A 22,537-nucleotide genomic window follows, 5' to 3' on the forward strand; every position below is an offset into this window, starting at 1 on the left:
ATTGAGACCCATTTTGGGGTTCTTTACTTTGTTTGTCAAATGTTGAGAAAATTCATCGTTTTTTCGAAAAATTGTTCAGGGTTTTCGGCATGTAGCCAATGCCCGGCTTTGTCAATGGTTTCAATTTCTGCTTTGGGGAAATGCCTTTTAATTTCAGGAAAATCTGCGTTTACCACATACTCCGAACGGTCTCCACGAAGGAATAGGGTAGGGCCATTATAGCTGTCCGTAGTCCCGATATTTTCGCCAATTTCATTCATTTTCTGGCTCAAGACTTCCAAATTAAAGCGAAAACCAAGTTTACCCTTTTCCACCCAATACAGGTTTTTTAGGAGGAATTGTCGCGTGCCCATGTCCTTAATATTTTTCCCTAAGGCCTCGTCCGCATCACTTCTAGAACGTATCGTGCTGAAATCCAGTTGGTTTAGGGCATTGACGATGTCTTGGTGGTGTGGCGGGTAATATTTGGGTGCGATATCGGCGACAATCAACTTTTCAACTTTTTCAGGATAATCACAGGCGAATTGCATCGCGGTCTTACCACCCATAGAATGCCCGAGAACGATGGCCTTATCTAATGTATGATGCTCGTAATACTGTTTTAAATCTTCAGAAAGTAGGTCGTAGTTGAATTCCTCTGACCAAAAACTATGTCCGTGGTTTCGTTGATCGATTAAATGGACTTCATAACTGGTATCGGCATATCGGCCTCCCAAGGTTTTCCAATTGTCCGACATCCCTAAAAATCCGTGAAGAATTACCAAGGGTTTGCCTTCGCCCAATATTTTCGAATGCAGCACCTCTTTCATTTTAACTTGTTTAGATACATATTGACCACATTGTCAAGACCAAAATATAATGATTCACAGATTAGGGCATGGCCAATGGAAACCTCCAGCAAATGAGGAACGTTTTCCTTGAAATATTTAATATTGTCCAAACTCAGGTCGTGTCCTGCATTAAGACCAAGCCCTAGCGAGTGGGCGACCTCTGCCGCTTTGGAAAACGCCGTAACCGCTTTTTTGTGTTTTCCCGCGGCATAGGTTTTGGCATAACTTTCGGTATAGAGTTCAATTCGGTCGGTACCGGTCTCAGCGGCACCTTCGACCATAGACACTTCGGGATCTACAAAGATGGACGTGCGTATTCCGTTCTCCTTAAAAGTAGCGATTACCTCTTTCAGAAAGGCTTTATGTTGAATCGTATCCCAACCAGCGTTGGAGGTTATGGCATCAACGGAATCAGGTACTAAGGTCACTTGTGTGGGTCGAACCTCCAAGACCAAATCAATGAAATTTTTTATGGGATTGCCCTCAATGTTGAAATCCGTTCGGACCGTTTTTTTAGATCGCGGGCGTCCTGATAGCGAATATGACGTTCATCGGGTCTTGGGTGAATGGTGATGCCCTGGGCACCGAATCGCTCGATATCGGAGGCGACTTTGATGAGGTCGGGAACATTTCCGCCACGTGCATTGCGTAGCGTAGCTATTTTATTAATATTTACACTTAGTTTGGTCATCCGTTAAAAATCATTTTATACCGTTCAATAACAGGGCAAAAATACAAATTAGGCATGCCTTTTGATATTTTATATTTGTATTTTGCGTTATATTTAGAATTATGCACATTCAGAACCTCATCGTAGAAAATATTACCGTTTTTAAAACGGATGATTCCTTGAAAAAGGTAATCCGATTTTTTAATGGAAGTGCATTTTCGCACGTTGCCGTCACGGAAAACGATATTTTCTTGGGCGTTCTAAGTGGCAATGACCTGGAGAATTTTGTGGAAGATAAAAACGTCGGTGACCATCGTTACAATCTTGATTCCTTCTTTGTGAGGAAAGACACCAATTGGTTGGATGTTCTAGAGGCCTTTGCGCGAAATGAGGCCAATTTGCTTCCGGTTTTAGGCGATAAGGAAGAGGTTATTGGCTATTACGACCTTACCGATGTGGTCAGTGTTTTCATAGACACTCCTTTTTTTACCGAACCGGGTGGAATCATCGTAGTTGCAAAAGGAATCAAGGATTATTCTTTCAGCGAAATTGCCCAAATTGTAGAGAGCAATAATGCGAGACTTATCGGAGGGTTTATTACCGATGTCCGCAATGATGTGATCCAGATTACCATAAAGATAAGCTCTACACATTTGAACGATATACTTCAGACCTTTAGGCGTTATAATTATAATGTCCTTTTTGGTAATAATGACGATCAGTTTCTGGAAGATCTAAAGCAACGATCTGATTATCTCGATAAATACCTAAACGTTTAGTTCGATGAAGGTCGCCATCTATGGTCAAACGTATCAAGAAACTGCCCTTGATTATGTATCCGAATTTTTGGACGAACTTCATAAAATTTCTGCCGAGGCATCCATAGAACAAGAATTTTATAGGATGTTGTCCTCGAATCGGGCGATTAAAACATATGATATTTTTACCGAAAACGAAGGTCTCGACGCCTCTTTCGATATGTTCGTCAGTTTTGGCGGTGACGGTACCATTCTAAGGGCAACGACCTACGTTCGCGATCTTGGAATCCCCATTGTTGGTGTAAATACTGGAAGACTGGGTTTTTTATCCACCTTTAAAAAAGAAGATGTCCGCAAGGTGCTGCAAGAGTTCATAAAGGGAGATTATACGATTGTCGAACGAAGTTTGGTGACTGTCAGTGCAGTTGAGCCCATTCCCGAGTTTGACAAAATGAATTTTGCTTTGAATGAGGTCACTGTAAGCAGAAAAGATACGACTTCAATGATAACCGTCGAGACCTATCTCAATGGCGAATATCTAACTTCATATTGGGCCGACGGACTCATAATTTCCACACCGACGGGTTCTACGGGGTATTCATTAAGTTGCGGAGGGCCGGTCATGGTACCGACGGTAAAATCATTGATCCTTACACCTATCGCTCCGCACAATTTGAACGCAAGGCCTTTGGTTATCTCCGATGAGACTGAAATACGCCTAAAAGTTTCAGGTAGGGAAGAGCATCATTTGGTCTCTCTCGATTCACGCATTGCTTCGGTCGAAAATGGGAAGGAGATAACCATTAAAAAAGCCGATTTTACTATTAAAATGATCGAGTACACTTCAGAGAGTTTTCTAAAGACCCTTCGCAACAAATTACTGTGGGGTGAAGACAAGCGCAATTGAACCTTCCTAAAAACAATAAATACCACTAAAACCTGTTTTATCAAATGAGAACAGGAATATAATTTCGATACGTCGGCGATGCTGACGTGAAATTGTGTTTGCAAACCATTAGAATTTATGAAGAAATGTATTGCCGCCATTCTTATCTTGATAAGCATGCAAGCAAGTGCCCAGATGTACGAAATCGGTGCATTTGCAGGTGGTGCGAATACAATAGGTGACGTAGGTAGAACGAATTATATCTTACCATCGAATCTCGCCGTTGGCGGAATGTTCAAATGGAATGCAAGCAAAAGATACGCTTGGCGTGCCAGCATTATCTATGCTAAAATTACTGCAGACGACGCACAATCAAATATTTCTTCTAGAAAACAACGCGGTTTTGTTGTGGACAATACAGTTTTGGAAACATCGGCCGGACTTGAATTTAACTTCGTCGAATACAACCTTCATAAATTAGGCCCTGCCTTCACCCCCTATCTGTATACCGGAGTCACCTACTTTAGATATGATTATAACTATTTCAGTGCAGGGCAATTGGTAGATGCGAATCAACGTGACGGTGCTTTTGCCATACCGATGACTGTTGGTATGAAATTAAGGGTAAGCCAACAATTTATAATTGGGGCCGAGGTCGGGGCACGTTATACATTTACCGATAATTTGGATGCCAGTAACCCTTCAAAATCGAATATCGGACAGCAACTTGACGTAGATTTTGGCAACACCAATAGTAAAGATTGGTATGTTTTTTCAGGAATTACTTTTACATATACCTTCGGTAGAGTACCTTGCGGTGATTGTTTTGAGTAATTCAAGTTATGAACACCTTAGATGACATTAAAGGGAGCAACCTTCCCAGGCACATCGCCATTATAATGGACGGAAATGGCAGATGGGCCAAGCAAAAGGGAAAATTACGCATCTTTGGACATGAGAACGGTGTTGGCACGGCCAAAAGAACCGTCGAGAGTTGTGTAAAACTAAATATCGAATACCTTACCCTATATACTTTTTCTACAGAAAACTGGAAACGTCCGAAACTCGAGGTCGATACTTTGATGAATATACTAGTTTCTTCCCTTCGAAAAGAATTGAAAACCTTTGTTAAAAACAATGTCCGCCTGAATACGATCGGTGATATTTCGTTATTGCCAAAAAAAGCAAAACGCGAACTGGCCGAGGTTATGGAAAAAACAAAGGAAAATAAAGGTTTGACCTTGACTTTAGCCTTGAATTATGGTGCCCGTGAAGAGCTTAAAAAAGCCGTTCAAACCATTGCTGGCAAAGTTAAAAATAATATAATTTCTCCTGAAAATATTGATGAAACCATTATTAATAACCATCTTTACACGCACAATTTGCCAGATGTAGATTTGTTGATTCGAACCAGTGGGGAACATCGGATCAGCAATTTTTTGCTTTGGCAGATAGCATATGCCGAATTATATTTTATTGCCGTATTTTGGCCCGATTTTAGAGAACATCATTTGGTAGAGGCCATCAAAAATTACCAGAACAGAGAACGAAGATTTGGAAAAACTAGCGAACAACTCAACTAGCGACATGAAACGGTTCATTTCGCTTGAACCCTTATTTACACTCCTACTACTTTTCATCACCATTTTTACTACGGCCCAAGATACTTCATATGAAGATGGCAAGAAGTATATTTTGGGAGGTTTGGAAGTAACGGGGTTGCAAAGTTATAACGAACAGACCGTAAAAACGTATACAGGCCTAAGGGTAGGTCAACCTATAACTATTCCTGGTGATCAAATCAGTGAGGTCATTAAGAAATTATGGGGCCTTGAACTTTTCAGCGATATCAACATCTTGATTACAGATATTCAAGGCGATAATATCTTTCTCGAACTTAATATCTTGGAACGCCCCACGCTTTCAACGGTTACCGTCTACGGTGTAAAACCCAGAAAAGTAGAAGATATCTTAAAAGATACCGACCTCAAAAAAGGGAAAAAGATAACGCAAAGTCTGATTGCCAATACGAAGAACTATCTTCAGAATAAGTACAAGAAACAAGGGTATCTCAATTCCCAGGTCAATATTGCGACAGCAAAAGATACCGTTGGAGACAATAGCCAAACCATGGTGATCAACATCAAGAAAGGCGATAAGGTGAAAATCCGAGATATTGTCTTTGAAGGGAATGAACAAATAAAGGCGAAGAAGTTGCGCAAGGCGATGAAAAAGACCAAACAAAAAAAGTTAGGCCGTTTTTGGAAAAAATCAAAATATATTCTTGATGATTATGAAAATGATTTAGATCTGCTAATCGATAAATATGCGGAGAACGGTTTTCGTGATGCACGTGTACTTTCCGATTCCATTATTAAGGTAGATGAGAACAATATCGATATTAAGATTAAGGTCGAGGAAGGTAACAAGTACTATTTTGGGGATATCGATTTTGTTGGGAATAGTGTTTATACGGATCGTGAATTGTCCGCCGTCATGGGTATTAAAAAGGGCGATACCTACAATGGGGTGTTGTTGCGAGAGCGAATAGCCGATGATTCAAAACCGGACGCCTTCGATATCACCAATCTCTATCAGAACAACGGCTATCTTTTTTCAAGTATCAATCCGGTTGAGGTTTCTGCGGAAAATGACACCATCAATTTTGAGATTCGGATCATAGAAGGAAAGGAAACCTTTTTAGACCATATCACCGTAAGTGGAAATGACAGGACCAACGATCATGTGATTTTCAGGGAATTACGTACCCGACCCGGTCAGAAATACAATAAGGGTGATATCATTCGAAGTATCAGGGAGCTGGGGCAATTAGGCTTCTTCGATGCTGAACAGATCAAACCTGAAGTAGGCAATGCAAACCCCAACGAAGGTACGGTCGATATCAATTATAGTTTGGTCGAGGCGGGTTCAAGCCAAATTCAACTGCAAGGTGGTTATGGCGGTGGTGGTTTTATCGGCACGTTGGGTCTTTCGTTCAGTAACTTTTCCATTAAAAACTTATTCAAGGGCGAGGCCTACAAACCTGTTCCGATGGGAGATGGACAGACTTTTTCCATTAATTTGCAGGCTAGCCGAACCTTTAGGGTATACAGCCTGAATTTTTCGGAGCCATGGTTGGGCGGAGTAAAGCCGGTACGTTTTAATCTTTCGATGTCAAGAACACAACAATTTTCGTTCGATTTTCGAACCCGTGACATCGATAAATCCCGTCAATTTTCTATTACAGGGGTATCTTTAGGTTTGGCAAAGCGTGTTCTATGGCCTGACGATTATTTCACGGTTTCCCATTCCTTGGGGTACCAATTGTACGATTTCAAGAATTACAACATAGGGTTGTTTAGTTTTGGCAATGGAAAGTCGAACTCCTTTACCTATACCTTTGGCCTTACCAGAAATGCTTTGGGAGGAGGCCGTATTTTTCCTAGGTCTGGCTCTAATTTTACTATCACGGCCAAAATGACCCCTCCGTACTCTTTGTTCAGCAATAAAGACTTCAAAGCCATACGAAACGAGAGCAGTGCCCTGCTAGAAGAAATCAGGGATCTAGGCCAAGATGACCCAAGGGTAACCATATTGAATAGTCAACGTGAAAAATTGGAAGAAGAACGTTTCAAGTGGCTGGAGTATTACAAGATAAACTTCAAAGGTGATTGGTATACAACTTTGGCCGGTCGAGAAGATCATGCCTTGGTATTGCGCACCAATGCCGAGTTCGGTTTTTTAGGTAGTTACAATACCGATGTTGGTAATGTGCCGTTCGAGCGTTTTTTTGTAGGTGGCACGGGACTTAACAATTTTACTTTGGATGGTAGGGATATTGTTCAACTTCGTGGTTATGATGAGCAGACACTAACCCCTATTGACCCGTTGACAGGTAGGCAAGAAGGAGCTCTGGTCTACAATAAATTTTCATTAGAACTTCGATATCCATTGACTTTAAAGCCCTCTGCCTCGATTTATGGACTTGCTTTTTTAGAAGGAGGTAATGCTTTCAACAATTTTCAGGACTTTAATCCGTTTCAAATAAAACGATCGGCTGGAGTGGGGCTACGAATATTTATGCCGGCATTTGGTCTTTTGGGTATTGATTTGGGTTACGGGTTTGATCCTGACAACACAGGTCAAGATACAGGGGCACATGGTTGGGAAACACACTTCATTATCGGCCAACAGTTTTAACATAAAAATTGTGTCAGGCTAATCACTTCATTATAAAGGTTTTAGTAATTTTGGCACGATATTTTCTATTGGATAAAACGATTATAGCAATGAAAGCAAAATCAAACGTTCTTTTAATCATCGCCATAGTGCTTTTTTCATCGTATGCCTTTTCTCAGGCGAGAGGGGTTCGAATAGCCTATATCGATATGGAGTATATTTTGGAAAATGTCGAGGAGTACCGAGATGCCAATGAACAATTGGCCGATAAGGTGCAAAAATGGAAAGTTGATATCGAGCAAAAGCAAAGTGTCGTGGAGCAGATGAAGAAAGACCTTATGGCAGAAAAGGTGCTACTGACCGACGAACTGATTAGCGAACGGGAAGAAGAGATACAGATACTCGAGAAGGAAATGATCGAATATCAACAAGATCGCTTCGGACCGCAGGGAGACCTCGTATTACAGAAACGTCGTTTGGTACAGCCCATTCAGGATCAAGTATTCAACGAAGTGCAAAAAATCGGGGCCAATAAAAAGTATGATTTTATTTTTGATAAATCTGCGGATGTCGTAATGTTGTATTCCGAAAAAAGACACGATATAAGTGACCTGATTTTAAGGGGAATAGCAAGGACGAGAAAAGTAAGTGCACCGAACAAAAAAGCGAATAATAGAAGCCGACTAGACGATTTTGACGAGGGCGAAGTAGAAGAGGCACCGACCGATGCGCTGCTCGAGCGACAAGAGAAGGCCAAACAAGCCGAAGCGGCTAGAGAGAAGACCGCCGATGAAAAACGGGCGGAACAATTGAAAATTCGTGAAGAACGTAAAAAGGCGTACGAAGCTAGAAGAAAAAAATTATTGGAAGAGAGAGAGGCAAAGAAGAATGCCAAAAAAGAGGAAAAACAAGAAGTAGAAAAAGATAGTATTAATTAAAATGTCTTTACCAACGTAGTGAAGTGATCTGTTAATTTGGAACACAAAATGAAGAGATTGCCGCGCTTCGCTCGCAATGACATAAAAAAGTAATCAAGTAACACTCAAATAAGCAAATAAATTTTAACTCATGAAACAAGTAAAGAAAATAGCTGTAGCCTTAGTATTGTTCGTAGCCACTACAGGTTTTGTCAATGCGCAGAGTAAAGTTGCACATATCGATGTAACCAAACTGCTTGCCACAATGCCGGAAATGAAGACGGCCGAAGCGGAATTGAAAAAACTCCAAGAGACTTATAGTGCCGATATTGAAAGCTCTATGACCGAGCTTAAGAACAAATATACTTTATACGAAAATGAGGCTCCTTCGAAAACCGCCGAGGAAAATGAAAAAAGGGCCCAAGAACTTCAAGGCTATCAAAAGAGTATAGGTGAGTTTCAGCAAACTGCGCAACAAGAAATGCAGAAAAAGCAGCAAGAACTTACCACTCCTATTTTCGAGAAGGCCAAAGCTGCCATTGAAAGAGTGGCCGCTGCCCAAGGGTTCGATTATGTAATCGATGCGCAACCCGGTACGGGATTGATTGTGGCTAAAGGCAAAGACCTTTTGGCCGATGTAAAGAAAGAATTGGGGCTCTAAAGAGAATTCCAAAGCCGAAAATGAACATCCCGCCCAGGCGGGATGTTTTTGTTTAGAGCAATTTTCTTTTAATATTTTTCCAACGTAAACTACGAATGAATTTACCTTCTTGCTTGGATACCAAAAAGGGACTTTGTTCTTTTTTGGCTTCAAAATAACCGTACATATTATCAACAAAGGCATTGAATTTACTTTGCTTAAATGCCATTTTAATCGAGGCGATCAAAGTAATCCAAAAACCGTAGCGCATGCCGTACATTGCCCTGCCCTGTAGTAATTTGGCTTTTGCATTATAGGCATTGCCCGTGGGTCGTGAATGTTTGGTCTTTAAATGCTCATCGGTGTAGATTTCAAAACCATGGTATTGGGCCAAAAGTTCATCTACGGTATCCCAGCCCATGGCCGATTTGAGTCCGCCAATGGCCTTGAAACAGCTTTTTGAATAGGCTTTGAAGGCACCTCGCACATGATCTTTGTTCATCGGGTGGTTCAGTTTCCATTCACCACCCTCATCTTGTTCATAGACAAACCCTCCCGCAATACCCACCTGCGGATTTCCCTTAAAAACAAAAGCAATTTTTTCGAAGTAGTTATCAGGCAAAACAATGTCCGCATCCAGTTTCACTAGAAACTCATAGTTGTCATCCAGTCGTTCAAGGCCTTTTTTGAATGCATTGATTACTTTGCTGCCAGGCATATGCGCCGTTGAGGAGGTCGTATTGAGTTTTTCAAAAATCGGACTTAATTCCAAAAATTCATCGATAATAGTTTCGGTACCATCCGTCGAGTTATCATTTACGATGATCACTTTTTTTGGTTGTAGGCTTTGTCGCAAGATGGAATTAAGGGTATCGGCCAGATGGGCTTCTTCGTTATGGGCCGGAATTACGATGTAGTAGTTCATTTTAAGTGTCAATTCAGGATTCAGAATTTTTCCTGACGGCATAAATAATATAATACCTTGGCGTAAACCGACGTAGTAAAGGTCTTATCCCAATTTTTTTAACAGGATTGGTCCACTTCGCACTATCCTTGATTTCCCAACCCGATTTTTCTAGGAGCCAATCAAATTGCCAATCTTCAAATTCATGGTAATGTCGGTCCCATGGATCCGTTTTGCTTCGATACGCCGGTGAGAACCATAACTGTAATGGAATACTAGCAACCAATTTAGTTGCTTTGATTTCTTTTAGGACATTGTAAGGAGCCAAAAGGTGTTCGAAAATCTCAAAGGCGGTAACGACCGATGCATCGGAATTCTTAACTGAAGAAAAGTCAATATCGAGATCTTCTCCGTTGGTATTTTCAACATGGTATCCTTCTTCCTTCATAATTTTAGAAAAAGGGTTTTCTACACCTAAATCGAGTATAGATTGGTCTTTAGATATATGTTTCTGAAGAAAAGATAAAGTGTGTTGAAAACGTTTGTTCGGAAAGGTCTTTTCGTACATTCACAAGGTTTCTAATTTGAAGAATTTCAAATTTCAGGTTGTTACAGTTAAGCACTCAAATTTAAGGTAAAATAATTTTAAATATGAAACCTGAAACTTTCTAAACCCGATAAACTATCGCATTGATATTCATACCCGCGCCAACACTGGCAAAGATAATAACATCTCTTTTTGTGATACTTTGATTTTCGATTTTTCCGTCTCGGATCATATCAAGTAAAGTCGGTATCGTCGCTACCGAGCTATTGCCCAATTGCGCAATGTTCATGGGCATGATGCCATCTGGCATTTCAAGATCATATAATTCATAGAATCGCTTGACGATGGCTTCGTCCATTTTTTCATTGGCCTGATGGATGAGTATTTTTTTGACGTTGTCGATGGTAACACCACTGTCATCCAAACATTCTTTCATGGCAAGGGGCACGTGGGTCAGGGCGAATTCATAAATTTTTCGTCCGTACATCTTGATATAATTGACATCGCTATCTTGACTTGTATCATAGGATGGGCCAAAAAACAAAAAATTAGCTTCTTCATACGAATGGGTTGCCGAAATATGTGATAAAATCGCACCCGCCTGGTTCGATTTCTCAATTATCGCCGCACCGGCCCCATCAGAATAGATCATCGAGTCGCGGTCATTCTTGTCGACGACCCTAGAGAGCGTTTCTGCCCCGATTACAAGGCATTTTTTTGCCATTCCACTTTTGATAAAGGCGTTGGCCTGGATGACTCCTTCTATCCAGCCAGGGCATCCGAATAAAACATCATAAGCGACGCATCTTGGATTTTGATCTCGAGATAATGCTTCACACGAGTGGCAAGACTAGGTACAGTATCCGCCTGGGTCTTCCCGAAGGAAACATCCCCAAAATTATGGGCGAAAATGATATAGTCTAATTCTTCCTTATTGATTCCAGCACTCGTAATTGCTTTTTCTGCGGCAAAAAAGGCAAGGTCGGAGGTGTTCAAATGGTCTTTGGCGTAGCGTCTGGCTCCTATCCCGGTAATAGATTTGAACTTTTCGATAATAACCGAGTTGGTATATTTAAAGGAAGTTCCGTCGGCATTAAGAAATTCGTGTGCCGTAAAATCGCTATTTTCTACTATTTTTGAGGGAAGGTAGCTTCCAGTGCCCGTAATGCCGATATTCATGGTTAACGTACTGATTTTTACAAAGATAGCCTAAAACCTATCAGATAATTAAATCACAAGGAAACAATACGATGTTCATGAACGTTTGATTTCAAAGTTTTGAACTTCAAGAAGGACTTCAATCGCGTTTATATTTGCAAGAAATCCCTATTTTACTATTGTTCCATCGATTTCTATACTTCCTCCACATAGGCTTCTATAGGTGTACAGGTACAAATCAAATTACGGTCGCCATAGGCATCGTCGACGCGTCGGACCGATGGCCAGAACTTATTTTCGGATACATAGGGCAAGGGAAAAGCAGCTTTTTGCCTACTGTACGGAAAATTCCATGTATCGTGGGTCAGCATATCAAGTGTATGGGGAGAATTTTTCAATACATTGTTCGGGTATTCGGAAGATGCTTCATCGATTTCCTTTCGAATGGATAGCATCGCATTACAGAAGCGATCCAGCTCGGCAAGACTCTCACTCTCTGTAGGTTCGATCATGATGGTGCCTGCTACCGGAAAAGAAACGGTAGGAGCGTGAAAACCATAGTCCATCAGGCGTTTTGCAATATCGGTCACCTCGATACCGTTTTGTTTGAAGGGTCGGCAATCGATGATCATTTCATGTGCGGCCCTACCTTTTTCACCTGTATAAAGTACTTCAAAATTACCGCTCAATCGATTTTTGATATAATTCGCGTTCAGAATGGCGATTTCGGTCGATTCGGTCAACCCTCGTTCCCCGAGCATTTTTATATATCCATAGGAAATCAAACAGGCCAAAGAACTGCCCCAAGGGGCTGCTGAAATTGCCGTAATCGCTTCTTTGCCACCTGTCTTGATCAACGGATTTCCAGGAAGGAAAGGAACCAATTGTTCGGCGACACAAATGGGGCCGACCCCTGGGCCTCCCCCACCATGCGGAATCGCAAATGTTTTATGAAGGTTCAAATGGCAGACATCGGCTCCAATTGTAGCCGGATTCGTCAAACCGACCTGCGCGTTCATATTTGCACCGTCCATATAAACTTGTCCACCGTGGTCATGTATCAACTTTGTAATCTGCTTAATGGAAGATTCGAAAACCCCATGGGTAGAGGGGTAAGTGACCATCAATGCGGCGAGATTCGCTGAATGTGCGATGACCTTTTCTTCAAGGTCGGTTACGTCGATATTTCCCCTATCATCCGTTTTGGTAACTACTACCTGCATACCGGCCATTACCGCTGAGGCAGGGTTTGTACCATGTGCCGATGCCGGAATGATACAGATATTGCGGTGCCCTTCGTTTCGCGATTCGTGGTAGGCCCGTATGACCATTAAACCGGCATATTCGCCTTGTGCCCCTGAATTAGGTTGCAACGAAGTATCTGCAAATCCGGTAATGGTACTTAGGTTTTTAGCCAATTCTTTCAAGACGATTTGATACCCTTCGGCCTGTTCAACAGGAACAAAAGGATGAATATTGGCCCAGCGCGCCATGCTCAAAGGAAGCATTTCAGAGGCTGCATTCAATTTCATGGTGCAACTTCCCAAAGAAATCATGGAGTGGTTCAACGAAAGGTCCTTACGTTCCAACTTCTTGATGTAGCGCATCAATTCGGTCTCTGAATGATACGAGTTAAAGACGTTATCTTGAAGAAATGGGGTTTGCCTCCTCAAATTTTCAGGGATTACCGATTCGGCATTAGAAACTTTCAATTCAAGGGTATCTTTTTCCAAAACCTCGGAAAAAATGGAGAGTATCAATTGAACGTCAAGGGCCGAAGTCGCTTCGTTCAGAGAAATCGCTATGGTAACGTCATCAACATAGAGAAAGTTCACCTCTTCTCTTTCCGCTATTGCTTTTACCTTTTCGGCATCGACCTTTACCAGAACTGTGTCGAAAAAGCTCGTATTGACGGTAATTAATCCTAAGTCATTCAGGCCATTGGCCAATGCTACTGTTTTCAGATGTAAAAGCTCGGCTATGTATTTGAGTCCGTTTGGTCCGTGATAAACGGCGTACATTCCTGCCATTACCGCCAAAAGTACTTGGGCCGTACAGATGTTCGAGGTTGCCTTGTCACGTTTTATATGTTGCTCCCTTGTCTGAAGTGCCATACGAAGTGCCAGTTTTCCATCGGTATCCTTTGTGACCCCGATGATACGACCGGGAATACTTCTTTTGTATTCCTCTTTTGTGGCAAAAAAAGCAGCATGCGGACCTCCATACCCTAGCGGAATACCAAAACGCTGAGTGGTGCCAACGACAACGTCTAAACCGAACTCTCCAGGCGCTTTTAAAAGCACTAAACTCAAAATATCGGCTGCAACGGCCACTTTGATATCATTCTCCTTTGCCCGAGATACAAAATCGCTGTAGTAATAAACCTGTCCATGCTTTCCAGGATACTGGAGCAAGGCTCCGTAGAAATCGCTTCCGAACGAAAATTCTTCATGGTTTCCTACGACCAATTCAATACCCAATGGGGTAGACCGTGTTCGCAAAAGCGATAGTGTCTGTGGTAATACTTCCTCCGAAACGAAAAACTTGACAACTTCGCTTTTCTTTTGGTCTCGGCTGCGGACATCGAACAACATGGTCATAGCTTCCGCGGCCGCGGTACTTTCATCAAGAAGGGAAGCATTGGCCAGTTCCATTCCGGTCAAATCACATATAACGGTCTGAAAGTTCAGCAACGCTTCCAAACGTCCTTGTGCTATTTCGGCCTGATACGGCGTATAGGCCGTATACCAACCCGGATTTTCCAAAATGTTACGCTTGATGACGGAAGGGGTAATGCATTCATGATAGCCCAAACCGATATACGATTTAAATACCTTGTTTTTTTCGGCCAAATTTTGAATATGGGACAAAAATTCATGCTCGCTCATCGCCTCTGGAAGATCCAATCGATCCTTAAGCCGAATATCTTCGGGAATGGTCTCTGAAATTAACTGATCTAGGTTATTGGCCCCAACGGTTTCGAGCATTTTCTGAAGATCGTTTTCTCGAATTCCGATATGGCGTTTTGCAAATACATCTGTCCTCATACGTTCAATGGTTTAATGCTTAAATAAGGTGTACAAAATTAGCGATTTATTACCGTAAAATAGGATAATTTAAAACGGTCGTACCTAAAGTTTTTAACTAAAAATAAAGGTTATGAACAGTTTGGTTACATTTGATAGATGAAGTGGCCGACTCGACTTTTTGATTTTTACCTTGATGCCAGTATACATGTTGCCCTAGGGGTTTTCGCCCTGCTAAAAGTGACCGTTATTTTACTTCATATCTCTGTTGACCCACATGTATCATCCTACTTGTTTTTTGGTACGATCGCCTGCTATAATTTTATCAAATATGGTGTAGAGGCCGAGAAATATCTTTTGGTCGCCAATCGATATCATAAGAACATTCAATTTTTCAGTTTTGCGGCCTTGACGATGGCATTATATCATCTCTATTTTTTGACATGGCAAACCTGGCTGGCCATCGCCATCATATCGTTTTTGACAGGTATCTATGCCTTGCCCGTTTTACCGAAAGCCAAGAATCTAAGAAGTCTAGGGCTACTCAAAATTTTGCTAGTTGGACTTGTTTGGGCCGGTTCTACGGTAATTTTACCTGTTTTAGAAGCTTCGCAAGCCATGAAATGGGATACTTGGATTGAAACCTGCCAACGGTTTTTATTGGTTCTTGTGTTGCTTATTCCATTTGAAATACGTGATTTGAAATACGATGCCCCTGATTTACGAACCTTGCCGCAACGAGTAGGTTTTGCCAGAACGAAGGGCTGGGCCGCTCTTTGGGTCGTATTACTTTTTCTTTGACTTTTTTGAAGGACCAGATCTCAATACAAGACACTATAGGAAAGGGAGTACTGTGTCTAGGTCTTGGATGGATGCTGTTATTGACTAAACGGGATCAGGGTAAGTATTTTGCCTCCTTTTGGGTTGAGGCGATTCCTATACTATGGTGGCTCGTGCTACTATTTTTACAATCTTATCTTTGATTGTTTTTCAGCAGTTCTTGCTTCATTTTGAGTTTTTCCTTTTCAGAAAGACCTTTCAAATGGGCCTTTTCGCATAAGGTTGTCAATTGCGCATTCTTACTACTGAACCCAGCACAGGCTTTGCACATGAAAAGGTGGAGCCTAAGCTTCATTTTTTCCATAAAAGTGGCCTCCCTATATTGGGTCTTGTTACAGATTAAGGCCGCCTTTTCACAAGAAATCATCATATTTTAAACCAATTTTGATTCAGGCATCCCATCAGTGCCGTTCTGGCCCTGTGGATCATTACCCACAAATTTGACGGATTTATGTCAAGCTCCTTACAAATATCTTCTGTACTCATACCACGTATGGTTTTCATTGTAAATACCATTGACTGTTTCTTGGGTAATTTCGAGATACAGTCATAGATGGCCATACCCAATTCTTCGTTTTCAATGGCATCGTTTTCAAAAGAACTGAAGGGGTCTGCAACTTGTTCTTCCAACCAATCTCCCTCGCCATCACTATTGGCACTATAATTCATTCGCACTTCGGCCTTGCCTTTTTTTGAATTTATCTTACGGTAATGGTCTATGACCTTTCTCTTTAGAATGGCAATCAGCCAAGTACGTTCGGCGGCATCTCCCTTATAGTTCTTTGCCGATTTCAGACCGGCAAAAAAAGTTTCCTGTACCAAGTCTTTGGCAATTTCGGTGTCGCTTACCCTTGAAATCGCATAGTTAAAAAGATAGTCCGCATACGAATCTACCCAAGTATCAGGATGTAGTTTATTTAAGGTCATACCTTTTTCATCGCAATCAAAAGTAATTGAATTTGACTTAATTACCTGCATATTTTCATTTCGTTCGTTATATTTTCTTGCTGTCATATTTTTTATCTTTGATAAACTTTATAATTATGAAACCTATTTATTCACTCTTCTTTTCCCTGTTTTTTATCTCAGGATGCACTCAAAGTAAGTCAAAAGCTATCACAGAATTCTCACAAAACGATATCGATAGCGGGATATTGGTCGACGTTCGTACTCCGGAAGAGTACCATGCGGGTCATTTAGATAATGCATTGAACATCAATTGGTTCGATGAAGATTTTATCGATCAATTTAAGGACGTTGAAAAAGAAAAGACCATTTATGTTTACTGTAAAGTGGGCGGCAGAAGTGCCAAGGCACAAGAAAAGTTACAAGCACTTGGCTATAAAAAGGTAATCAATCTCGAAGGAGGGTACGATGCATGGAGTGCAAAAAATGTTCCTAAGTAGATTGTTTCAGGTCATTAGAAATCGTTTGTAAGGTCTTATGACAAGGTACAGGTCAAAAATCGGAATTGGGATCTTTATATTTCTGGTACTTGTTCTTGGGGGTACAACCCTTCAATTGATAACAAAGGAAGTCTGGTTGGGAGTAGTTATAAACGTATTGGTAATTGCTTTTGTGGCGCATTTATTTTTGAATACCTCCTATATTGTTGACGGGAATGTACTCGTAGTCAAAAGTAGTTTTATTGTTCATAAAAGCATTGACATTAGGAGCATTACCACCATTAGCGAGACCAATAACCCGATCAGTGCCCCTGCTGCTTCTCTTGATCGATTGGAAATTTCCTATGGATCGCTTGATAATTTAAATAGCATATTTATTTCCCCGAAGGATAAAGTGGGGTTTATAAATCACTTGCAAAAAATTAATCCGAATATCAAGATAATTTAACTTAAGTTCTTACTGTCATTTCATCAATTTTAAGACGGTTGTTCGGTAAGAAAGGATTGTCAATGTCAAAGCAATTTTTTGGCAACTTCCTTCCATGTATTGACCCGTTCGAAACCATTTGTGTTCACATTATGGGGCGAGGTAAAAAGAAGTGTACGGCCTTCAAAATTTTCGAGATTGTAACTGCGGTTATCAATTAGTACATCGCCTTTCAAAATATGTTTATGACCGCAAAGAATGCGATTTTGCCACGGAATAAAGGAAAAATACTCATCTAGCCATTCCGATTTTTCCTCCAGTGAATTAGGAAACTGTGTTGCGGCCGAAGCAATATATAGATCATACTTACGGTTTAGTGCTGCCAATACCTTTACACTATCGTCTATGGGCTTGAGATTACGAAAAAAACCTCGTGTACGGGCATGGTTTCGAATACTATCTTGATGTGCCTCAATGACGCATTGCCATACTTCCCGGCCATGACAGTCCTCTACTTTTAGGCTGCCGTCATATTCCCTATTGTACACTTCAATATGTGCGTTGTAAGTATCGGCGATTACCTCATCCATGTCAATAAAAAGGGTCATACACTAAAATTTGTGCGAAGTACGGAAAAATACAGTTTAACATGAAATGGTCGTCTGATATTTATCGATAACTTAATCTATACAAAGCCAATACTATCTGTGTACAAACCATGTCATTTTGTTGCAGTAATCAAATAATAGCCAAAACTTTTTAAATGAAGGCCTGAGAGCAGGGCATAGAATGATCCTTTTAGATTATGTAGGCTTTCCCGTTTCAACCTTCCTGGTTCGATTAGTTTTCTAATCGTAAAACCTATTATGGCAAAAGGTACATGCAGCACCGAAGGAGCCACCCGGAACGAGATATCCTCGATTTCAACTTTGGAAAAGCCCTGTTCCTTAAGCTGTTCGATGACGGTTTTTATAGTTCCCAATTTTTCCAAGCTCCAATGGTTACATAGTTTTTGGTAGGACAGCGCACTACCGTAACAAAGCTCTTCGGGCTCTTTTTTTAGAAAGGCATCGGCAATGACCAATTTGCCGGCTGGCTTTAAAATACGGTAGGCCTCTTTAAAAGATTTTGGATTATGGCCCGAATGGCAAAAACTTTCTATGGCCAAGGCCCCATCGAAGGAATTGGAAGCTAAGGAAGTCCGATTATAGTTCTCCTTAAGTATGGTGCCTTTAAGGTGTTGCAAAAGGCGATTCCCTTCAATAGCCTGAAACTTTGACAAGGTAACTCCGATTGCCAAAAGTTCGGGATTCTTTTCTAGCACATAGCGCATGGTACCGCCCATACCGCAGCCCAGATCGGCAAGTAGTCCTTTCTTTTTGGTCAGTCCGAGCCGTTTTAATACCTGAACGTTCATTTCGTTGAGCATTGTATCCCGTTTTAAAGGATTGGTTTTTAATCCATTTAAATAGCCAAAATGCATATTATAGTCCTTGCTCCAAAATTCATAATCTTCTGTGGCTTCGTTGTAGAAATCAACAATGTCGAGCTCATTTTCAGATATTTTAGCCTGTTGCCGCGTTACTTCTTTTTCCAGTAAAATAGTTTTCATGTTTGCGGTTTTAAAGTTTGAAATAGATCGTTAGGTTCACTATAAAAAGCCAAGCATAGACTATCGAAAAAAGAACGAACAAGGTGTTCATAAAATAGCTACCAATCTTAAAAATAGGCTTTTGGGGAATCTGGTACATGGGGTAGTATGCAATTTGAGTGGCCACTTTACCGATCCAATAAGCGGCGATCAAGCCACTAAGGGCCAAGGCCAATCGGGTGCCGTTTTGCAGATCGTTCATTAACAGGATGGCGATTAGGCCAAATGAAAAATTAAGCCCTTGTATATATCTACCGTACGTTTTGGCGATTTCTTGGTTCAAAGGTTTTAGTTGCTTGACATCATTGTACCAGTCAAAAACCCTGTGTCGAATAAACGGATAGATAAGAGCGGTAAAAATCTGGCCTATACCTCCTATAATTATAATCCAGTTGGGTACGTCATATCTCATGTTTTGTTTATTTTAAACTTTCAGAAAATATTGAAACAATAGATTAAATTTTTTTATTTTATCATTTTCACTATAGACTTGGTCAACCAGTTCTGCTTTTGGTTTACGAGTTTGTTCAACATGCTATCTGCTGTCTCGGCCAAGTCGTGCAAGGCCTTGGTCTGTTTGATCAATTCTTTTGTTTTCTCGGTGCCGTCATCTTTGATAGTCGAAATTTCTTGTAGGGTCTTGACAACGGGCTGAATTTCCCTTCGGCTACGTTCTTTCGCGATAATGCGGGCCAATTCTTGTACATCTTTTTCTGTTGAAAAATATTCTTTACGTTCTCCTGCTTTCAATTCTTTGGTCACGATGCCCCAATCGATGAGCTGGCGTACGTTCATGCTGGTATTGCCACGGGAAATTTTCAGTTCTTCCATGATTTCCTCTGTTGTCAAGGGTCTTGTGGAGATAAAAAGTAATGCCTGGATCTGTGCCATGGCCTTGTTGATGCCCCATAGGGTACCTAGACTTCCCCATGTGCTTATGAATTTTTCCTTTGCTTCTTGGTATTCCATAAAACAAAGATATAATAAATTTTAAACTTTCAATAATTATTGAAAGTTTACTACAGTGTTTTTCGCTATCCCACTCAATTCCTCCGATAAATGGTATTTGCAGAAAACTTTCCTGTTTGTTTTTAGCTGATTTTTAGTAACCCCGCCCGCTCCAATAAGGCCTCGATTTTAGGTTCACTTCCCCGAAAGCGTTTATAAAGCACCATGGGTTTTTCGGTGCCACCTTTTGAGAGCACATGCGCTTTGAATTTATTGGCGACCTCTTTGTTGAATATTCCATTTTCCTTAAAATAAGCGAAGGCATCGGCATCTAAAACTTCGGCCCATTTGTAGCTGTAATAACCCGAGGAATAACCACCTTGAAAAATATGCGAGAAAGCCGTACTCATACAAGTTTCTTTTCTCTCGGGATAAAGGTCTGTTCCTTCAAAAGCCCTGGTCTCATGCGCCTTGACATCGGTAATGTTGGAAGGGTCTGCACCATGCCATGACATATCCAACAGTCCGAAACTCAATTGGCGCAGGGTTGCCATGCCTTCTTGAAACGTGGCGGATTCCTTAATTTTTTGGATTAGATCCATGGGAATAACTTCTCCGGTTTCATAATGTTTGGCAAAAAGTTCCAACGCCTCTTTTTCGTAACACCAGTTTTCCATGACCTGAGAGGGGAGTTCCACAAAATCCCAATACACTGATGTTCCCGAAAGACTGGGATACGTCGTATTGGCAAGCATACCATGCAACCCGTGCCCGAATTCATGGAACAAAGTGGTTACCTCATTAAAGGTCAAGAGCGATGGTTTAGTTTCCGTTGAAGGGGTGAAATTGCAAACGTTGGAAATATGTGGACGCACATTTTCACCTTCTCTCTTCCATTGTGATTTATAGGAAGTCATCCACGCACCGCCCCGTTTTCCTTTTCTGGGATGAAAATCGGCATAGAAAATCGAAATAAAATTCTTTTCGTTGTCGTAAACCCGAAAGGTCTTTACTTCTTCGTGATATTTATCGATATCGAAGACTTCCTCAAATTGAAGGTCAAATAATTTTTCGGCAACTTTGAAAACTCCCTCGATTACATTTTCGAGCTTAAAATAGGGTTTTAGCTTTTCGTCATCTAAGTCCAACAGTTGTTGTTTTAGCTTCTCGGAATAATAGCTGCCATCCCATTTTTCTAATCGATCGATTCCGTCCAAATCCTTGGCGAAATCTTCTACTTGTTCAAACTCTCGTTCGGCTGCAGGTTTTGCTTTTTCCAAGAGCTCGTTCAAAAACTCATGGACTTTCTCCGGAGTTTCTGCCATTCGCTCCTCTAACACAAAATGGGCATGGGTTTTATAACCTAAAAGATTGGCACGTTCATGACGGAGTTTGGCAATTTTCAGCACATTTTCTTGATTGTCCAGTTCATCACCCTTAAAAGACTTGCTTCCGAATGCCATGGAAAGTTCTTTGCGAAGCTCCCGGTTCTTGGCATATTTCATAGAAGGAATATAGCTGGGGTAGTCCAATGTGATCAGCCAGCCATTTTTATCTTTTGATTTGGCCAATTGCGCAGCCATTTCTTTTGCCCCGACGGGAAGCCCATCCAGTTCAGATTCATCCGTCAGGTGCATTTCGTATTTGTTCGTCTCGGCCAAAACGTTTTCCCCGAATTTCAATTTGAGTTTGGAAAGTTCGGCATCGATTTCCCGTAACCGTTTTTTCTTTTCTTCCTGTAGGTTGGCCCCGTTACGGCTAAAGCTTTTGTATTTTTTGTCAAGTAGCGTCAGTTGCTCGACGGTCAAATCTAAATTATCCTTTTGCTCAAAAACCGTTTTGACACGAGCGAACAATTCTGCATTCAGGGTAATATCATTGCTAAATTCAGAGAGTAGGGGAGAGATCTCTTGCGCTATCTTTTGAATTTCTTCATTCGTTTCAGCAGAATTCAAATTAAAGAATACACTCGAAATACGATCTAATTGTTGCCCTGAAAATTCTAGCCCCTCAATGGTATTTTTAAAAGTCGGGGTTTCAGAATTCGAAGTGATGGTATCGATTTCGGCCCGTGCTTCGTCCATGGCCTGCAAAAAAGCAGGTTTGAAATGTTCGTTTTTGATTTTTGAAAAAGGTGCGGTGTCGAATTTTTCTAAAAGGGGATTCATAAATTTGTTGATAGTTGATAGTATGTTATTGCTAGTGTTGCGATTGAAGAGTTACAAGATAAATCTGGCAACCATCAACGAACAACGAACAACTATTTTTTGTTTACTTTTTTCGCTCCATCAATCACCTTCTGCTTCAATCCTTCTTTGTATAAAATGATTTTATCGAGAACGCATTTGTCTGACGAACCGATAATCTGTGCTGCGAGGATACCTGCATTTTTGGCGCCGTTCAAAGCGACTGTGGCGACGGGTACTCCCCCTGGCATTTGAAGTATGGAAAGTATAGAATCCCAACCATCGATAGAATTGCTGCTTTTTACGGGAACACCGATTACGGGCAGCGGCGACATTGAAGCCACCATGCCGGGTAGATGCGCTGCACCTCCAGCACCCGCAATGATGACGGAGTAGCCATTCGTATGCGCATTTTTACTGAATTCAAAAAGTTTTTCAGGCGTTCGGTGGGCGGACACAATATCGACGTCGACTTCAATATCGAAGCCTTTTAAGATATCTATCGCTTCCTGCATTACGGGTAGGTCGCTGGTGCTTCCCATGACTACGGCTACTTTGCTCATA

Annotated in this window: 22 protein-coding genes and 2 pseudogenes; 10 read left to right on the plus strand and 14 right to left on the minus strand. The window is 41.2% G+C overall.

Annotation, left to right across the window (positions count from 1 at the left end):
* Nucleotides 1-35 precede the first annotated feature (35 nt).
* Together N8A86_RS13625 and N8A86_RS13630 are read right to left on the minus strand one after the other, a co-directional pair.
* Complete coding sequence (locus N8A86_RS13625) at nucleotides 36-809, minus strand: alpha/beta fold hydrolase (protein WP_273565894.1); 774 nt, start codon at nucleotides 807-809, stop codon at nucleotides 36-38.
* Nucleotides 806-1,521 (minus strand): annotated as a pseudogene (locus N8A86_RS13630) (pyridoxine 5'-phosphate synthase). Before N8A86_RS13630 ends, N8A86_RS13625 begins: the two are co-directional and overlap by 4 nt.
* Nucleotides 1,522-1,622: 101 nt before the next feature.
* Here N8A86_RS13630 and N8A86_RS13635 point away from each other — a divergent pair.
* From N8A86_RS13635 to N8A86_RS13665, 7 genes are all read left to right on the plus strand, one after another.
* Nucleotides 1,623-2,279 carry a CBS domain-containing protein gene (locus tag N8A86_RS13635; protein ID WP_273565895.1) on the plus strand — a complete coding sequence of 219 codons (657 nt, stop codon included), beginning with the start codon at nucleotides 1,623-1,625 and terminating at the stop codon, nucleotides 2,277-2,279.
* Nucleotides 2,280-2,283: 4 nt separating this feature from the next.
* A complete protein-coding gene (locus tag N8A86_RS13640) occupies nucleotides 2,284-3,165 on the plus strand; it encodes an NAD kinase (RefSeq protein ID WP_273565896.1) in 882 nt (293 codons plus the stop codon).
* A 117-nt stretch (nucleotides 3,166-3,282) separates the two neighbouring features.
* Nucleotides 3,283-3,978, plus strand: coding sequence for a type IX secretion system protein PorG (gene porG / locus N8A86_RS13645; protein WP_273565897.1), 696 nt, complete (start codon nucleotides 3,283-3,285; stop codon nucleotides 3,976-3,978).
* Nucleotides 3,979-3,986: 8 nt separating this feature from the next.
* Nucleotides 3,987-4,727: an undecaprenyl pyrophosphate synthase gene (uppS, locus tag N8A86_RS13650; RefSeq protein ID WP_273565898.1), complete on the plus strand. Its 741-nt coding sequence runs from the start codon at nucleotides 3,987-3,989 to the stop codon at nucleotides 4,725-4,727.
* A 4-nt stretch (nucleotides 4,728-4,731) separates the two neighbouring features.
* Entirely contained in the window at nucleotides 4,732-7,344 is a 2,613-nt protein-coding gene (gene bamA, locus N8A86_RS13655) for an outer membrane protein assembly factor BamA (RefSeq protein ID WP_273565899.1), read from the plus strand.
* Between the two features lie 89 nt (nucleotides 7,345-7,433).
* The gene (locus tag N8A86_RS13660; RefSeq protein ID WP_273565900.1) at nucleotides 7,434-8,261 is read left to right on the plus strand and encodes an OmpH/Skp family outer membrane protein; all 828 of its coding nucleotides are present in this window, start codon (nucleotides 7,434-7,436) and stop codon (nucleotides 8,259-8,261) included.
* 130 nt (nucleotides 8,262-8,391) lie between these two features.
* Nucleotides 8,392-8,901, plus strand: a complete 510-nt coding sequence (locus N8A86_RS13665) for an OmpH/Skp family outer membrane protein (RefSeq protein ID WP_273565901.1) — start codon at nucleotides 8,392-8,394, stop codon at nucleotides 8,899-8,901.
* Nucleotides 8,902-8,953: 52 nt separating this feature from the next.
* Here the strand turns inward: N8A86_RS13665 and N8A86_RS13670 are convergent, their stop codons facing one another.
* The 4 genes and pseudogenes from N8A86_RS13670 to gcvP all read right to left on the minus strand — a co-directional run bounded on the left by N8A86_RS13670 (nucleotide 8,954) and on the right by gcvP (nucleotide 14,536).
* Nucleotides 8,954-9,805, minus strand: coding sequence for a glycosyltransferase family 2 protein (locus N8A86_RS13670; protein ID WP_273565902.1), 852 nt, complete (start codon nucleotides 9,803-9,805; stop codon nucleotides 8,954-8,956).
* A gap of 13 nt (nucleotides 9,806-9,818) precedes the next feature.
* Entirely contained in the window at nucleotides 9,819-10,352 is a 534-nt protein-coding gene (locus tag N8A86_RS13675; RefSeq protein ID WP_273565903.1) for a class I SAM-dependent methyltransferase, read from the minus strand.
* A gap of 100 nt (nucleotides 10,353-10,452) precedes the next feature.
* Nucleotides 10,453-11,510: pseudogene (locus N8A86_RS13680) on the minus strand (3-oxoacyl-ACP synthase III family protein).
* Between the two features lie 173 nt (nucleotides 11,511-11,683).
* The gene (gene gcvP, locus N8A86_RS13685) at nucleotides 11,684-14,536 is read right to left on the minus strand and encodes an aminomethyl-transferring glycine dehydrogenase (protein ID WP_273565904.1); all 2,853 of its coding nucleotides are present in this window, start codon (nucleotides 14,534-14,536) and stop codon (nucleotides 11,684-11,686) included.
* 138 nt (nucleotides 14,537-14,674) lie between these two features.
* Here gcvP and N8A86_RS13690 point away from each other — a divergent pair, with 138 nt between their 5' ends.
* A complete protein-coding gene (locus tag N8A86_RS13690; protein ID WP_273565905.1) occupies nucleotides 14,675-15,316 on the plus strand; it encodes a UbiA prenyltransferase family protein in 642 nt (213 codons plus the stop codon).
* Nucleotides 15,317-15,488: 172 nt separating this feature from the next.
* Here the strand turns inward: N8A86_RS13690 and N8A86_RS13695 are convergent, their stop codons facing one another.
* Together N8A86_RS13695 and N8A86_RS13700 are read right to left on the minus strand one after the other, a co-directional pair.
* Nucleotides 15,489-15,725, minus strand: a complete 237-nt coding sequence (locus N8A86_RS13695) for a hypothetical protein (RefSeq protein WP_337251610.1) — start codon at nucleotides 15,723-15,725, stop codon at nucleotides 15,489-15,491.
* The gene (locus tag N8A86_RS13700; RefSeq protein WP_273569071.1) at nucleotides 15,722-16,282 is read right to left on the minus strand and encodes a sigma-70 family RNA polymerase sigma factor; all 561 of its coding nucleotides are present in this window, start codon (nucleotides 16,280-16,282) and stop codon (nucleotides 15,722-15,724) included. The genes N8A86_RS13695 and N8A86_RS13700 overlap by 4 nt, the downstream gene beginning before the upstream one ends.
* A gap of 116 nt (nucleotides 16,283-16,398) precedes the next feature.
* Here N8A86_RS13700 and N8A86_RS13705 point away from each other — a divergent pair, with 116 nt between their 5' ends.
* Nucleotides 16,399-16,761: a rhodanese-like domain-containing protein gene (locus N8A86_RS13705; RefSeq protein WP_273565906.1), complete on the plus strand. Its 363-nt coding sequence runs from the start codon at nucleotides 16,399-16,401 to the stop codon at nucleotides 16,759-16,761.
* A 37-nt stretch (nucleotides 16,762-16,798) separates the two neighbouring features.
* A complete protein-coding gene (locus tag N8A86_RS13710; RefSeq protein ID WP_273565907.1) occupies nucleotides 16,799-17,209 on the plus strand; it encodes a PH domain-containing protein in 411 nt (136 codons plus the stop codon).
* Between the two features lie 65 nt (nucleotides 17,210-17,274).
* On the opposite strand, the gene N8A86_RS13715 is transcribed toward N8A86_RS13710, so the two are convergent.
* The 6 genes from N8A86_RS13715 to purE all read right to left on the minus strand — a co-directional run bounded on the left by N8A86_RS13715 (nucleotide 17,275) and on the right by purE (nucleotide 22,536).
* The gene (locus N8A86_RS13715; protein WP_273565908.1) at nucleotides 17,275-17,796 is read right to left on the minus strand and encodes a 5' nucleotidase, NT5C type; all 522 of its coding nucleotides are present in this window, start codon (nucleotides 17,794-17,796) and stop codon (nucleotides 17,275-17,277) included.
* 113 nt (nucleotides 17,797-17,909) lie between these two features.
* Nucleotides 17,910-18,800: a class I SAM-dependent methyltransferase gene (locus N8A86_RS13720; protein WP_273565909.1), complete on the minus strand. Its 891-nt coding sequence runs from the start codon at nucleotides 18,798-18,800 to the stop codon at nucleotides 17,910-17,912.
* Nucleotides 18,801-18,810: 10 nt separating this feature from the next.
* On the minus strand, nucleotides 18,811-19,251 hold the full coding sequence (locus N8A86_RS13725) for a hypothetical protein (RefSeq protein WP_273565910.1): 441 nt from the start codon (nucleotides 19,249-19,251) through the stop codon (nucleotides 18,811-18,813).
* 53 nt (nucleotides 19,252-19,304) lie between these two features.
* Nucleotides 19,305-19,808, minus strand: coding sequence for a GbsR/MarR family transcriptional regulator (locus tag N8A86_RS13730; protein WP_273565911.1), 504 nt, complete (start codon nucleotides 19,806-19,808; stop codon nucleotides 19,305-19,307).
* Nucleotides 19,809-19,930: 122 nt separating this feature from the next.
* Complete coding sequence (locus tag N8A86_RS13735) at nucleotides 19,931-21,955, minus strand: M3 family metallopeptidase (protein ID WP_273565912.1); 2,025 nt, start codon at nucleotides 21,953-21,955, stop codon at nucleotides 19,931-19,933.
* A gap of 92 nt (nucleotides 21,956-22,047) precedes the next feature.
* Entirely contained in the window at nucleotides 22,048-22,536 is a 489-nt protein-coding gene (gene purE, locus N8A86_RS13740) for a 5-(carboxyamino)imidazole ribonucleotide mutase (RefSeq protein WP_273565913.1), read from the minus strand.
* Between the last annotated feature and the right edge of the window lies 1 nt (nucleotide 22,537).

The organism is Maribacter halichondriae (assembly GCF_027474825.1).
In the GTDB taxonomy this organism is placed as follows: Bacteria; Bacteroidota; Bacteroidia; order Flavobacteriales; family Flavobacteriaceae; genus Meishania; species Meishania halichondriae.